We start from the raw sequence: 14346 nt of genomic DNA, 5'->3' as shown, positions 1-14346 counted from the left end.
AGGGACCCGGATGCGCGATACCGACGATCGTTCATGCCTGCGCCCCGTGCTGTGGCTGAGCCTGGCCGGGACGCTGTTTTGTGCCCTGGTGGTGCTGGCCGGGGCCGCGACCCGGCTGATGGATGCCGGTCTTGGCTGCCCGGACTGGCCCGGCTGCTATGGCGCGCCGCTGGTACCCGATGCCGAGGGCGCCTTGGCTCACAGTCCGGAGGTTCCGCTCGAAGCGACCAAGGCCTGGATGGAGATGATGCACCGTTATCTGGCGGCGGCGTTGATCGCCATGGCGCTGCTGCTGATGGCGCTGGGCGGGCGTCTACGCCAGCGCTGGGTCGGTTACCCCTGGCGCCCGACCCTGGGGCTGTTGGCATTGTTGATGGTGCAGGGTGCCTTCGGCGCCTTCACGGTCACCTTCAAGCTGTGGCCCCAGGTAGTGACGCTGCACCTGCTGGGCGGCCTCGCGGTCATGGTGCTGTTTCTGTGGCTGCACCTTCGCCTTCGGCGTCTGGCCTCGGGAGCGCCTGCCGTGATGCGGCCTCGTCGCCTCACGCTACTGTGGCGGGCCACGCTGCTCGCTCTGGTGCTGCAGTTGGCGCTAGGCGGCTGGACGTCGAGCAACTATGCCGGCATCGCCTGCCAGGGATTCCCCACCTGCAATGGACAGTGGGCAGCGGCCATGGACTGGGGGGAAGGCTTCCATCTGACCCAGGCGGTAGGCCCCAACTATCTGCACGGACAGTTGCATGCCGAGGCGCGTAGCGCCATCCAGGTGGGGCACCGGCTGGGTGCCGCGCTGCTGCTGACCTGCCTGCTGGCGCTGGCCTGGCGTCATGCCCGCGATCGGGCGATGCGGCCCTGGCTGGCATTGGCGGTTGGCACTGGCCTGGGGCAGGCGGCGCTGGGAGTGGCCAACGTGCTGCTGTGGTTGCCGCTGTGGCTAGCCTTGTTGCACACGGCCGGCGCGGCCCTGCTGGTGATCTGCCTGTCGCTGGCGGTCTGGCATTGGCGCTGGCCGCCCATGGCCGTGGCGCCGAATGTCGGGCGAGAGGGGTGGGTGCATGTCTGAAGGCGTGACGATGCGAGCGCTGGCTGCCGGGGCAGCACCGCGCTGGCGAGACCTGTTGAGCCTGTGCAAGCCGCGCGTGGTGGCGGTGATGCTGGTCTGCAGCCTGGTGGGCATGCTGCTGGCGCGGCCCTTGCCGTCTCCCGGTGCGGTGTTCTTCGGCCTGTTGGGCATCGCGCTTGCCGCCGGCGGAGCCGCGGCCTTCAATCACGTGGTGGATCGACGGCTGGACGCGCTGATGCTGAGAACCGCCTCCCGTCCGCTGGCCAGTCGGCGGCTGTCGACCCCGCTGGCGCTGGGCTGGGCGACGCTGCTGTCGGTGGCGGGGATCGCGCTGCTGCTGTGGCGGGTCAATGCCCTGACGGCCTGGCTGACCCTGAGCTCGCTGATCGGCTATGCGCTGGTCTATACCGCCTTCCTCAAGCGGGCCACGCCTCAGAACATCGTCATCGGCGGGGTGGCGGGAGCGGCCCCGCCGCTGCTCGGCTGGACGGCGGTCAGTGGTCAGCTCGGGCCGGAACCGCTGCTGCTGATGCTGATCATCTTCGCCTGGACGCCGCCGCACTTCTGGGCCTTGGCCATTCACAAGCGCGACGAGTATGCCAGGGCCCAGGTGCCGATGCTGCCGGTGACGCACGGAGAAGCCTTCACGCGCTTGCAGGTCTGGCTCTATGGCTGGCTGACGGTCGCCGTGACCTTGCTGCCGTTCGTGATCGGCATGAGCGGGGCGCTATACTTGGTCGGGGTCATGATCCTCAATGCGCGTTTCATGGTCTGGAACTGGCGGGTCTGGCGGGGGCGGGATCAGAAGGCTCCGCTGGGAGCCTTCTGGTTCTCGATTCGCTATCTGCTGGGCGTGTTCGGCGTACTGCTGCTGGATCACTACGCGATGCTCTGGCCGACCTGAGGCCGCTGTCTCACCAGAACAGCGTCACCAACGGGTAGGCCAGCAGGCTGACCAGCAGGGTGCCGATCAGGTTGAGCGCGAAGCCGGTCCGGATCATCGACTGGATGCGCATGTGTCCGGTGGCGAAGACGATGGCGTTGGGCGGTGTAGCCACCGGCATCATGAAGGCGCAGCTCGCGGCGATGGCGGCGGGGACAGTCACCAGCAGCGGCGAGATGTCCAGCGACACGGCCAGGGCACCGAGCAGCGGCAGGAAGGCCGCGGCGGTGGCGGTGTTCGACGTCACCTCGGTGAGGAAGATGATCACCAGTACCACCACGCCGATCAGTGCCAGCAGCGGGAAGGTGCCGAAGATCTCCAGGCGCTGGGCGATCCACTCGGCGAGCCCCGAGCGGCTGATCGCTCCCGCCAGGGCCAGGCCGCCGCCGAATAGCAGCAGGATGCCCCAAGGCAGCGTCTGGGCCGATTCCCAGGTCATCAGTCGCTCGCCCTTGCCCTTGCCGGCGGGTACCAGGAACAGCGCGATCCCGGCGGCGATGGCGATCCCGGTATCCGATAGCCAGTCGAGGCCGGCCTGGTTGAGCAGCGGGCGACAGACCCAGGCCATCGCGGCCAGCAGGAAGATCATGCCCACACGACGTTCGGCGGCGCTGGTCCGGCCCAGGTGCTGCAGTTCGCGCCGTACCAGGTCGGCGCCCTCGTCGCTGCCTTGCAGGTTGAAGCCGCGGCGGGTCAGCCACCACCAGGCGCAGGCCATCATCGCCAGGCTGATCGGCAGTCCGACCAGCATCCACTGGGCGAAGCCGAGATCGATGCCGCGGCTGTCGGCCAGGTAGCCGGCCAGCAGTGCATTGGGCGGCGTGCCGATCAGCGTGGCGATGCCGCCGATGCTGGCGGAGTAGGCGATGGCCAGCAGCAGGGCGGTGGCGTAGCGGGCGAGTTCCTCGGGATCACTGTCGTCGAGCAGGCTGATCACCGACATGCCGATGGGCAGCATCATGATCGCCGTGGCGGTATTGGAGACCCACATGCTGAGAAAGCCGGTGGCCAGCATGAAGCCGCCGATCTGGCGCCGTGGGTGGTGGCCGACCACGCGCAGCACGTGCAGCGCAATGCGCCGGTGCAGGTTCCAGCGCTGCATGGCAATGCCCAGCAGGAAGCCCCCCAGGAACAAGTAGATGATCGGATTGGCATAGCTGGATGCCGCCTCGCGCATGTCGCCGAGGCCCAGCGCCGGAGCCAGCACCAGGGGCAGCAGCGAGGTGGCGGGGATTGGAATCGCCTCGGTCGACCACCAGGTCGCCATCAGCAGCGCCAGGCCGGCACAGGCCCAGGCGCTCTCGCTCATGCCGGCGGGGGGAGGTGCCAGCAGCGTTGCCAGCAGCCACAGCGGGCCGAGTACCAGGCCAATGCGTGCGGCATGGGAGGGACGGGATTCGGACGCAGTCATCTTGGCTCCTTGCCAGGTTTGTCCCGGGGATTGGGGTCTTGGGGGGCACAGTATAGAATGGCGACCCTTATCCCACGATGCTTCGGGAGCCTTCATGACCTTGACTACCGCGTTGATCCTGCTCGGCGTTGGCCTGGCCATTGTGGCCGGGCTTGGCGCTTACGCCATGACCCTGTGGCGCGAAGTGCGTCGTCGCCGAGCGTTTCGTGAAGCGGAACTGCGCCGTGCCCATGACAACTGTCTCGACAACCTGGAATTGGTGGCCTCGGCGCTGATGCAGGAGCAGGTTGATGTCACCGAAGGCGCCTGGCGCTGCAAGACGCTGCTCGAGATCCTCGACCCCTCTCTCGTCGAGCGACCTGAGTTTCAGGCCTTCGGCGAGGTCCATAGCCGAACTCGACACCTGCATACCCACTCGGCGCGGCAGGCGCTGAGCCCCAAGGAGCGCTTCCGGGAAGATCGCGAGCGACTGGCGGTCGAGGACGAGATGCGCGAAGCGGTGCTCGAGGCGGCCGGTGCGGCCCTGCGTTTCCGGCACAATTGGCCGCAATCGCTGCATTGAGGCCATGTTGTGTAGACAATGACTTACAACACAGCATTTGCATCCTTCGCCCACCTTGGGCAAGCTTGTCGTCGCACCGCAGATGGCTCATATGCGAAGGGAAACGACGCTATCTAGCGGTCTTGGCTGGCTTAATTCGCATTTTCGTGCTTTCTTGATCGGTGTAGGCGAACGCTGTTCGTCACCCTGGCCATTCCATCGGGCCTCCTGGATGGCTTCACCACGATGACCATGCCAGATTTGTGTGAAGAAGGAGTCTTACATGAAAAAATCTACGACTGGCTTGCTGCTCGGTTCCGCTCTGGTTGTCGGCCTTTCAGGCTGTGCCAGCTCGGCCTCTCAATCCTCGGGCATGGGGGATAGCGCATCCTCCGATCGTGCCTGGTATCAGCACCCGGCAATCTGCGGTCTCGCCGGTGGTCTGATCGGTGGCGGTATCGGCTATTCCGTCACCAACGATGATGACGAGACCGACGGGGCAGCCGTCGGCGGCACCATCGGTGCCACCGCGGGTGCGCTGCTGTGCGCCGAGCCGAACAAGACAGCCGCTCCCGCGCCTAGGGATACCGACGGCGACGGCGTCATCGACGCCAACGACCAGTGTCCGGGTACCCCGGCCGGCGTTGCCGTGGATGCCGTGGGCTGCCCGCTGGACTCCGACGCCGACGGCGTGCCGGACTACCAGGACCAGTGCCCGGGTACCCCGGCCGGCGCCGAAGTCAACGCCCTGGGCTGTGAGGCAGACCTGGTGCTGCGTGACGTCAACTTCGAGTTCGATTCCGCGACCCTGACCATGGGCGCAGAGGGCATTCTCGACGGCGTTGCCGACAAGCTGCGCGCCAACCAGAACGTTCGCGTTCGCATCGAAGGCCACACCGACTCGATGGGTCCGGAAGGTTACAACAAGGACCTGTCACAGCGTCGCGCCGATTCTGTGGCCGACTACCTGGCAAGTCAGGGTGTCGACCGTAACCGCATGCGCACCATCGGCTACGGTGAGTCCCAGCCGGTTGCCTCCAACGATACCGATGCCGGTCGTGCTCAGAACCGCCGCGTCGAGCTGGGCGAGTGGGAATAATCTTCCGCTGAGCCCATGCCCCGGTCAGCCGGGGTATATCGAGAGTGAAAGAGGCGCCTTCGGGCGCCTCTTTTCGTCGATGAGTGCTTTCGTCAAGATGGCATGGCCTCGGTGCCGCCTCGTCTGCTAGGCTAGGTGGCGCTTTATCAAGCGCTTGCGACGACCATTCTTTTTCTGGCGACATGTGATCCCTGGTATGGATCACCACTGCGCACAAGGAAACCCTTCATCATGCCCATCGTGACCCTGCCGGACGGCAGCCAGAGAACCTACGACGAACCGCTCACCGTGATGCAGGTGGCCGAAAGCATCGGCGCCGGCCTGGCCAAGGCCTGCGTGGCCGGCCGTATCGACGGCGAGCTGGTGGATGCCGCGGACATCATCGAGCGTGACGCCAAGGTGGCCATCATTACCGCCCGCGACCAGGAAGGCCTGGAGATCATTCGGCACTCCTGCGCCCACCTGATCGGCCATGCGGTGAAGCAGCTGTATCCCGATGCCAAGATGGCCATCGGCCCGGTGATCGAAGACGGCTTCTACTACGATATCGACTTCGGCCGTGCGGCGACCCCCGAAGACCTCGAGGCCATCGAGCAGCGCATGAAGGCGCTGATCGACACCGGCTACGACGTGGTTCGCGAGTACGTCGACCGCGACAAGGCGATGCTGACCTTCCTGCATCGTGAAGAGCCCTACAAGCAGGAGATCGTCCGAGAGATTCCCGAAGGGGAGACCATTCGTCTCTACCATCACCAGGAATACACCGACATGTGTCGCGGGCCGCACGTGCCGAACACCCGGCACCTCAAGGCCTTCAAGCTCACCAAGCTGGCCGGTGCCTACTGGCGCGGCGACGCCGAGCGCCCGATGCTGACCCGTATCTACGGCACCGCCTGGGGCGACAAGAAGCAGCTCAAGGCCTATCTCAAGCGTCTCGAGGAGGCCGAGAAGCGCGATCACCGCAAGCTGGCCAAGAAGATGGATCTCTTCCACCTGCAGGAAGAGGCCCCGGGCATGGTGTTCTGGCACCCCAACGGCTGGACCATGTACCAAGCGCTCGAGCAGTACATGCGCCGGATACAGATCGAGAACGGCTATCAGGAGATCAAGACGCCCCAGGTGGTCGATCTCTCGCTGTGGAAGGCCTCGGGGCACTGGGGGCACTACAGCGACCTGATGTTCACCACCGAGTCCGAGAAGCGCGAATACGCGGTCAAGCCGATGAACTGCCCCTGCCACGTGCAGGTGTTCAATCAGGGCCTGAAGAGCTACCGCGATCTACCGCTGCGCCTGGCCGAGTTCGGCAGCTGCCACCGCAACGAGCCCTCCGGTTCGCTGCACGGCCTGATGCGTGTGCGTGGCTTCACCCAGGACGACGCCCATATCTTCTGCACCGAGGGCCAGATCCAGTCCGAGGCCGAGGCCTTCATCGCCTTGACCCTCAAGGTCTACAAGGAACTGGGCTTCGAGGACGTCGAGCTCAAGCTGTCCACCCGCCCCGACGACTTCATGGGTGAGGCGGCGCTGTGGGATCGCGCCGAGGCCGGGCTCGAGGCGGCATTGAACTCCACCGGTCTGGAGTGGGAGCTGCAGCCCGGCGAGGGGGCTTTCTACGGTCCCAAGATCGAGTTCTCGCTGCGTGACTGCCTGAACCGCGTGTGGCAGTGCGGCACGCTGCAGCTCGACTTCAACCTGCCGGGCCGCCTGGGCGCACAGTTCGTCGACGAGCACGGCGATCGCAAGACGCCAGTCATGCTGCATCGCGCGATCCTGGGCTCCTTCGAGCGTTTCCTGGGGATTCTCATCGAGCATCATGCCGGCGCCATGCCGTTGTGGCTCGCCCCCCAGCAGGCGGTGATCCTCAACATCACCGATGCCCAGCGCGATTATGTGCTGGAACTGGAGCGTCGTCTGCAGAAAATCGGCCTTCGCGTCAAGGCGGACTTGAGGAACGAGAAGATCGGCTTTAAAATCCGCGAGCATACGTTGCAGAAGGTCCCCTATCTCCTGGTGGTGGGAGATAAGGAAGTCGAGGCCGACTCGGTGGCCGTGCGAACACGCACCGGCGAGGATCTCGGCACGCTGCCGGTGGATGCCTTCATCGACAGAGTGCGGGCCGAGCGGCTGTAACGACATCTTCCCTAAGCGAAAGTGGAGACGGAACCATCAAGCGAAGCAACCCTAGAGGGCGTCCGCAGGACAAGCGGCCCCCGATGAACGAGCGCATTACCGAGGATCAGGTTCGCCTGATCGACAGCGACGGCGAGCAGTTGGGTATTGTACCCACCAGCGATGCGCTGGAGCGCGCAGAAGCCGCCGGTATGGATCTCGTGCAAATTTCCAATGCCGATCCGATCGTCTGCAAGATCATGGATTACGGCAAGTTCGTCTTCGAGCAGAAGAAGCAGAAGGCGGCTCAGAAGAAGAAGCAGAAGCAGATCCAGGTCAAGGAAGTCAAGTTCCGGCCTGGCACCGACGAGGGCGACTATCAGGTCAAGATGAAGAACCTGACGCGCTTCCTCGAAGGTGGCGACAAGGGCAAGGTCACGCTGCGCTTCCGCGGACGCGAGATGGCTCATCAGGACATCGGTCGCAAACTGATGGAGCGGATCGCCGCCGACCTCGTAGAGATCGGCACCGTGGAGTCCTTCCCCAAGATGGAAGGGCGGCAGATGATCATGATCATTGCCCCTAAGAAGAAGTAAGTGAAAGAGAAGAAGTGATCCGACGGCCCGTCCAACGGATGGCCGGCAGCCAGCCGGCCATCGGCCCCGGATTTTCTAAAAAACCTCGAGCGGAGTTCATCTCATGCCGAAGATCAAGAGCAACAGCGGCGCTGCCAAGCGCTTCAAGAAGACGGCCAACGGCTTCAAGCACAAGCAGTCGTTCCGTAGCCACATCCTGACCAAGAAGTCCACCAAGCGTAAGCGTCAGCTGCGTGGTATGAAGCAGATCCACGACGCCGACAAGCAGCTCGTGCAGCGCATGCTGCCGAACCTGTAACCCTTGGTCGCCAAACTTTAATCGTCAGGAGTAAGCCATGACTCGCGTCAAGCGTGGTGTCGTCGCCCGTCGTCGTCACAAGAAGATCCTCAAGCAGGCCAAAGGTTACTATGGTGCTCGTTCACGCGTCTTCCGCGTGGCCAAGCAGGCCGTCATCAAGGCCGGCCAGTATGCCTACCGTGACCGTCGCCAGCGCAAGCGCCAGTTCCGCGCCCTGTGGATCCAGCGTATCAACGCCGGTGCTCGTCAGCACGGCCTGTCCTACAGCCGCTTCGTCGGTGGCCTGAAGAAGGCCGGCATCGAGATCGACCGCAAGGTCCTCGCCGACCTGGCCGTCAACGAGAAGGCCGCCTTTGCCGCCATCGTCGAGAAGGCCAAGGCTGCCCAGTAAGTGATCTCGATAACGGCATGGCGCGTCAGTGCTGGCGCACCATGCCGCGGATCCTCGCAGGGGAAGAGCAGCCGCTCTTCCCCTGTTTTTTTTGCATGCGACCCCCTGATCAAGACATCGGAGCACAACGGATGGACCACCTTCCCACTCTGGTCGCCGAGGCCCGCGACGCCGTTCAGGCCGCCGAGAGCATGGCCGCCCTGGATGAGCTGCGGGTGCGCTACCTCGGCAAGAAGGGCGAGATCACCGCGCTGCTCAAGGGCCTTGGCAAGCTGCCCGCCGAGGAGCGCCCGGCCGCCGGCGAGCGCATCAACCAGGCCAAGCAGGCGCTGGCCCAGGAGATCGACGCGCGCCGACAGGCCCTCGAGAAGGCCGCCCTGCAGGCGCGCCTGGCCGCCGAGCGCCTCGACGTGACGCTGCCTGGCCGCGGCCAGCCGAGCGGTGGCCGTCACCCGGTGACCCGTACCCTGGAGCGTATCGAAGGGCTGTTCACGCGCATCGGCTTCGATGTGGCCGTCGGTCCGGAGATCGAGGACGACTACCACAACTTCGAGGCCCTCAACATTCCCGCCCACCACCCGGCGCGGGGCATGGCCGACACCTTCTACTTCGATGCCACCCGGCTGCTGCGCACCCACACCTCGCCGGTGCAGGTACGCACCATGAAGGAAGAAGAGCCGCCGATCCGCATCGTTTGCCCGGGGCGCGTCTATCGCAGCGACTCCGACCTGACCCACACGCCCATGTTCCACCAGGTGGAAGGGCTGCTGGTCGACGAAGACGTGCGTTTCTCGGACCTCAAGGGCACCATCCAGGATTTCCTGCACGCCTTCTTCGAGCGTGACGATCTCTCGGTGCGTTTCCGGCCCTCCTACTTCCCCTTCACCGAGCCGTCGGCCGAGGTCGACATCCAGTGCGTGATGTGCAACGGCGACGGCTGTCGTGTCTGCTCGCACAGCGGCTGGCTCGAGGTGATGGGCTGCGGCATGGTGCACCCGGAAGTGTTCCGTCACGCCGGCATCGACAGCGAACGCTACACCGGCTTCGCCTTCGGCATGGGGGCCGAGCGCCTGGCGATGCTGCGCTATGGCGTCAACGACCTGCGGCTGTTCTTCGACAACGACCTGCGCTTCCTCAAGCAGTTCGCCTGAACGTCCCAAGAACACAGCGATAGGATTCGACATGAAATTTTCCGAACAGTGGCTGCGTGAATGGGTGTCCCCGGCGCTGGCGACCCAGGCGCTGGCCGATCAGATCACCATGGCCGGCCTCGAGGTCGATGCCATCGAGCCGGTGGCGGCCGAGTTCACGGACGTGGTGGTGGCCGAGGTCGTTGCCAAGGCGCCGCACCCCGACGCCGACAAGCTCAACGTCTGCCAGGTCGAGGACGGCAGCGGCGAGCGCGTTCAGGTGGTCTGCGGTGCCCCCAACGTGGCTGAGGGCCAGAAGGTGCCCTTCGCGCGGGTCGGCGCGGTGCTGCCCGGCGACTTCAAGATCAAGAAGGCCAAGCTGCGCGGCGTCGAGTCCCGCGGCATGATCTGCGCATCGTCCGAGCTGGGTCTGGAAGAAGAGGCCTCGCCGGGCATCCTGGTGCTGCCGGCGTCGGCGCCTGTGGGCGAGAGCGTCCGCGACTACCTGGGCCTCGACGATCACACTATCGAGGTCGACCTGACCCCTAACCGTGGCGACTGCCTGAGCGTCAAGGGCATGGCCCGCGAGGTGGGCGTGCTCAACCGCTTGGCGGTCGAAGGCCCGGGCATCGCGCCGGTCGCGGCGACTCACGACGCGACCTTCCCGGTGCGCGTCGAGGATGCCGAGGGCTGTCCGCGCTATCTGGGACGGGTGATCAAGGGTGTCGACGTTACCGCCGAGACCCCGCTGTGGATGGTCGAGCGCCTGCGCCGCGGCGGCGTCCGTGCCATCGACCCGGTGGTCGACGTGACCAACTACGTGATGCTCGAGCTCGGCCAGCCGCTGCATGCCTTCGATCGCGCCAACCTCAGTGAGGCCGTGGTGGTGCGCCAGGCCCGTGAAGGCGAGCGCCTGGTGCTGCTCGACGGCCAGGAAATCACCCTGGCCGACGGTACCCTGGTGATTGCCGACGAGCGCGGCCCGCTGGCCATCGCCGGCGTGATGGGGGGCGAGCATTCCGGCGTCAACGCCGAGACACGTGACATCTTCCTCGAAGCCGCGCACTTCTCGCCGCTGGCGGTGGCCGGTCAGGCCCGCTCCTATGGCCTGCACACCGACGCTTCGCATCGCTTCGAGCGCGGCGTGGACCCGGCGCTGGCCCGCGAGGCCGCCGAGCGCGCTACCGCACTGCTGCTCGAGATCGTCGGCGGCGAGCCCGGCCCGCTGGTCGAGGTGGTCGATGCCGAGCACCTTCCCGGCGACCGTCAGGTGCTGCTGCGCCGCGGCCGTCTGGATCGGGCGCTGGACAAGACGCTGCCGGCCGAGGAGGTCGGCGAGATCCTCGAACGCCTCGGGCTGACGGTGGAAACCGTTGCGGACGGCTGGCAGACGCGCATCCCCAGCTGGCGCTTCGATCTGGCCATCGAGGAGGACCTGATCGAGGAAGTGGCGCGTATCCACGGCTACAACCGCTTGCCGGTGCGTCGTCCCCAGGCGCGCATGGGGCTCAAGCCCGACTTCGAGGCGCGCACGCCGCTGGCCCAGCTGCGTGGTCAGATGGTGTCGCGGGGCTACTTCGAGGCGGTGACCTACAGCTTCGTGGCGCCGGAGCTGCAGTCGACGCTGCTGCCCGAGGCCGTTTCCCCGGCGCTGGCCAATCCCATCTCCAGCGACCTCTCAGTGATGCGGGCCAGCCTGTTCCCGGGGCTGGTGCGGGCGCTCCAGCATAACCTCAACCGCCAGCAGAATCGCGTGCGGCTGTTCGAGACCGGGCTGGTATTCCGCGGCGAGCTGGATGCGCTGCATCAGGTGCCGATGCTCGGGGCCCTGGCCTGCGGTAGCCGCGAGCCCGAAGGCTGGAGCGGTGGCAAGCAGGACGTCGACTTCTTCGACCTCAAGGGTGACCTGGAGAGCCTGCTGGCGATGGGCGGCGAGCCCGACGCCTGGCGATTCGAGCCCGCAGAGCATCCGGCGCTGCATCCGGGCCAGTGCGCACGGATCCTGCATCGTGGCGAGGAAGCCGGCTGGATCGGCACCCTGCACCCGGCGGTGCGCGCCCAGCTTGGCCTCAAGGTCGACGCCGTGCTGTTCGAGGTTCGCCTCGAGGCGCTGACCCGAGGGCGGGTGCCGGCCTTTGCGCCGCTGTCGCGCTATCCCGAGGTGCGCCGCGACCTGGCCTTCCTGGTCGACGCCGAGAGCCCCGTCCAGGCGCTGCTCGACACCGTGCATGCCCAGGCCGGCGAGTGGCTGGTGGAGGCGCGGTTGTTCGACGTCTATCAGGGCAAGGGCGTGGCCGAGGGGCGCAAGAGTGTGGCCCTGGGCTTGACCTGGCAGCATCCTTCGCGCACGCTAAATGACGAGGAAATCAACCACTTGGTCGATGCCATCGTCGAGGAGTCGCGGCTGCATCTTGGCGCCGAACTCCGCGCATGAGGGATTCCGGGCTCGACCAGCAGCGAGAGGGAAGCGACATGGGGGCGTTGACCAAGGCCGAGCTGGCCGAACACCTGCACGCCGAGCTGGGTCTCTCCAAGCGTGAGGCCAAGTCCATGGTGGAAACCTTCTTCGAGGAGATAAGGGGCTGCTTGCGCGAGAACGAGCAGGTCAAGCTGTCGGGCTTCGGCAACTTCGACCTGCGCGACAAGCGTGAGCGACCGGGACGCAACCCCAAGACCGGCGAGGAGATTCCGATCTCCGCCCGGCGTGTGGTGACCTTCCGGCCCGGCCAGAAGCTCAAGGCTCAGGTCGAGGAGTACTATCCTGACGGCGACGGCCCTGACAGCAACGGCTCCGGCAGCGACTGACTCGATCGCGACCGACTCGACAGAGGCCTGGATCATGTGACCCGAAGCGCCGACGCCACCCTGCGGGGTGGCGTCGGCGTTTGTGTGTGGGCGGAATGGGACGGGCGGCAAGTGTAGGCTAGAGGGTCCCTCGCTCCAGCCACCAGGTGATCACCACCTTGAGCAGATAGCCGAGCATGCCGGCGCCCAGCACCACGAACAGCATCAGGGTGCCGAAGCGGCCGGCCCGCGACTGCTTGGCCAGGTCCCAGATGATGAAGCACATGAACAGCATCAGGCCGCCGATCATCAGCGGCGTGATCCAGGCTTCGAAGGTCTGCGTCATAGGGGGCTCTCGCGCCAGTGGAAAATGATCCCATATTGTACACTCGTCGGCCTGTCGCCGAATCAGCCCGAACGATACGCTGATCTGCGATAGCCCTGCATTCGAGGTCATGTCATTGGCCTCCCAGACAGAGGCCGGAGCGCAGCTCCGCTGCGCGATAGCGGTGGGCACGGGCGTTGCTTGCCACTGGAGGCGCTTGTTGGCGCCAATCGCTCAGTAAACTGAGCTCCCTCAGGCGGTGAGTGCCACCGTACAGACCTTCGTAGGAGCGCAGCTCCGCTGCGCGATAGCGGTGGGCACGGGCGTTGCTTGCCATTGGAGGCGCTTGTTGGCGCCAATCGCTCAGTAAACTGAGCTCCCTCAGGCGGTGAGTGCCACCGTACAGACCTTCGTAGGAGCGCAGCTCCGCTGCGCGATAGCGGTGGGCACAGGCGTTGCTTGCCACTGGAGGCGCTTGTTGGCGCCAATCGCTCAGTAAACTGAGCTCCCACAGGGGGTGAGTGCCACCGGGCAGGCTTTCGTAGGAGCGCAGCTCCGCTGCGCGATAGCCCTGGGGCGAAGATGCGGCCGTGGCTGTGGCTATGTTAATATCCGAGTGAATTTCTCAGGCAAATCCACGATATATCCATGCCCAAGCTCAAGATCTTCGTTGGCACCATGTACGGCGGCGCACTGGATGTCGCCGAGCAGGTCCAGCCGCTGTTCGAGGACGCCGGCTATGCGGTCGAGATCCATGACCAGCCGACCCTGGACGATCTCGTCGACTCGCCCACCGACCTGGCACTGTTCTGCGTGTCCACCACCGGCAGCGGCGACATTCCCGGCAACCTGGTGCCCTTCGTGCGCGACCTGGAGGCCAGGAGCCCGGGGCTCAACGAGCTACGCTACGGGCTGATCGCCCTGGGCGACAGCTCCTACGTCGATTCCTACTGCGGCGCCGGCCGCGCCCTGGACGAAACGCTGCAGGGACAGGGGGCTACCCGTCTGGGCGAACGACTGGAGATCGACGCCATGGAGACCTTCATGGCCGACGACGCGGCCGTGCCCTGGGTCGAGGATTGGATCGCCAGCCAGCGGCTTAAGGTGGCCTGACATGGGCGCGACCTCGAGTCCGGAGCGGCTCAGCCTGCTGGTCGGGCTGGCGGTGATGATGGCGGCGACCCTGCCGCGCTATCTGGCCGGTGGTCACCAGACGCGGCTCACCCTGTTGGCATGCGCGATCGTCGCGGTCCTGGCCGTGGTGCTGGCCCAGTGGCGACTGCTGGCCGCCGAGGCCCGAGGGCGTCTGCCGGCGCTGCTGCGGCGCCTGCTGGTGTGCCTGGCGCTGGGACTGGTGGCGATGGGCGTCTGGCAACTGGCTGTTGCCGGCTGGGGAGGCTGGGCGCTGCTCGCCTCCCACGGCACCACCCTCGGCCTGTTGCTGCATGCCGTGGGGCTGTGGTGGAAGCCGGTCGAAGGCGGAGAGGGGAAGGTGTAAGAGGTAAGAAGGAAGAGGTAAGAAGCGAGATTGAAGTGACCCTGAAAAAGTAGACACCTCGATCAGGCTGCGGCTTCAAACGCCTCGGGCGACAACCCGCCCAAGGCACCATGAAGCCGCACCTTGTCGTAATACTCTTCGATATAATATTCCGCCTC

Annotated in this window: 15 protein-coding genes; 13 read left to right on the top strand and 2 right to left on the bottom strand. The window is 65.6% G+C overall.

The genetic code is table 11. The features are described 5' to 3' along the window. Window positions 1–10 precede the first annotated feature (10 nt). Window positions 11–1063 (top strand): COX15/CtaA family protein, encoded by a 1053-nt coding sequence (locus tag ACGTN6_RS16410; RefSeq protein WP_394593621.1) that lies wholly within the window; start codon window positions 11–13, stop codon window positions 1061–1063. Next, entirely contained in the window at window positions 1056–1967 is a 912-nt protein-coding gene (cyoE, locus tag ACGTN6_RS16405) for a heme o synthase (protein WP_394593618.1), read from the top strand. Before ACGTN6_RS16410 ends, cyoE begins: the two co-directional genes overlap by 8 nt. A gap of 10 nt (window positions 1968–1977) precedes the next feature. On the opposite strand, the gene ACGTN6_RS16400 is transcribed toward cyoE, so the two are convergent. Further along, window positions 1978–3417 (bottom strand): SLC13 family permease, encoded by a 1440-nt coding sequence (locus ACGTN6_RS16400; protein ID WP_394593616.1) that lies wholly within the window; start codon window positions 3415–3417, stop codon window positions 1978–1980. A gap of 94 nt (window positions 3418–3511) precedes the next feature. On the opposite strand from ACGTN6_RS16400, the gene ACGTN6_RS16395 reads away from it, so the two are divergent. The 9 genes from ACGTN6_RS16395 (at window position 3512) to ihfA (ending at window position 12386) form a co-directional block, all read left to right on the top strand. Continuing rightward, window positions 3512–3979 carry a DUF2489 domain-containing protein gene (locus tag ACGTN6_RS16395; protein ID WP_394593614.1) on the top strand — a complete coding sequence of 156 codons (468 nt, stop codon included), beginning with the start codon at window positions 3512–3514 and terminating at the stop codon, window positions 3977–3979. Window positions 3980–4241: 262 nt separating this feature from the next. Next, entirely contained in the window at window positions 4242–5057 is an 816-nt protein-coding gene (locus tag ACGTN6_RS16390) for an OmpA family protein (protein ID WP_394593612.1), read from the top strand. A gap of 231 nt (window positions 5058–5288) precedes the next feature. Then, a complete protein-coding gene (gene thrS / locus ACGTN6_RS16385) occupies window positions 5289–7187 on the top strand; it encodes a threonine--tRNA ligase (protein WP_394593610.1) in 1899 nt (632 codons plus the stop codon). Between the two features lie 35 nt (window positions 7188–7222). Further along, window positions 7223–7762, top strand: a complete 540-nt coding sequence (gene infC, locus ACGTN6_RS16380) for a translation initiation factor IF-3 (protein ID WP_394593716.1) — start codon at window positions 7223–7225, stop codon at window positions 7760–7762. 103 nt (window positions 7763–7865) lie between these two features. Next, entirely contained in the window at window positions 7866–8060 is a 195-nt protein-coding gene (rpmI, locus tag ACGTN6_RS16375) for a 50S ribosomal protein L35 (RefSeq protein ID WP_016854829.1), read from the top strand. A 37-nt stretch (window positions 8061–8097) separates the two neighbouring features. Then, window positions 8098–8451: a 50S ribosomal protein L20 gene (rplT, locus tag ACGTN6_RS16370; protein ID WP_013332273.1), complete on the top strand. Its 354-nt coding sequence runs from the start codon at window positions 8098–8100 to the stop codon at window positions 8449–8451. 131 nt (window positions 8452–8582) lie between these two features. Then, a complete protein-coding gene (gene pheS / locus ACGTN6_RS16365) occupies window positions 8583–9602 on the top strand; it encodes a phenylalanine--tRNA ligase subunit alpha (RefSeq protein WP_394593607.1) in 1020 nt (339 codons plus the stop codon). A gap of 31 nt (window positions 9603–9633) precedes the next feature. Beyond that, window positions 9634–12015 (top strand): phenylalanine--tRNA ligase subunit beta, encoded by a 2382-nt coding sequence (pheT, locus tag ACGTN6_RS16360; RefSeq protein WP_394593605.1) that lies wholly within the window; start codon window positions 9634–9636, stop codon window positions 12013–12015. Window positions 12016–12053: 38 nt separating this feature from the next. After that, window positions 12054–12386, top strand: a complete 333-nt coding sequence (gene ihfA, locus ACGTN6_RS16355) for an integration host factor subunit alpha (protein WP_394593714.1) — start codon at window positions 12054–12056, stop codon at window positions 12384–12386. A gap of 118 nt (window positions 12387–12504) precedes the next feature. Here ihfA and ACGTN6_RS16350 read toward each other — a convergent pair whose 3' ends face one another. Next, a complete protein-coding gene (locus ACGTN6_RS16350) occupies window positions 12505–12711 on the bottom strand; it encodes a DUF2788 domain-containing protein (protein ID WP_394593603.1) in 207 nt (68 codons plus the stop codon). Between the two features lie 627 nt (window positions 12712–13338). Between ACGTN6_RS16350 and ACGTN6_RS16345 the strand changes: the two genes are divergently transcribed. Together ACGTN6_RS16345 and ACGTN6_RS16340 are read left to right on the top strand one after the other, a co-directional pair. Then, window positions 13339–13803, top strand: coding sequence for a flavodoxin domain-containing protein (locus ACGTN6_RS16345; protein WP_394593601.1), 465 nt, complete (start codon window positions 13339–13341; stop codon window positions 13801–13803). A 1-nt stretch (window position 13804) separates the two neighbouring features. Further along, entirely contained in the window at window positions 13805–14188 is a 384-nt protein-coding gene (locus ACGTN6_RS16340) for a hypothetical protein (protein ID WP_394593599.1), read from the top strand. Window positions 14189–14346 lie beyond the last annotated feature (158 nt).

The sequence above is a fragment of the Halomonas sp. B23F22_20 genome (assembly GCF_043496985.1).
Classification (GTDB): Bacteria; Pseudomonadota; Gammaproteobacteria; order Pseudomonadales; family Halomonadaceae; genus Halomonas.
This window is presented reverse-complemented; position numbering and strand designations above follow the sequence as displayed.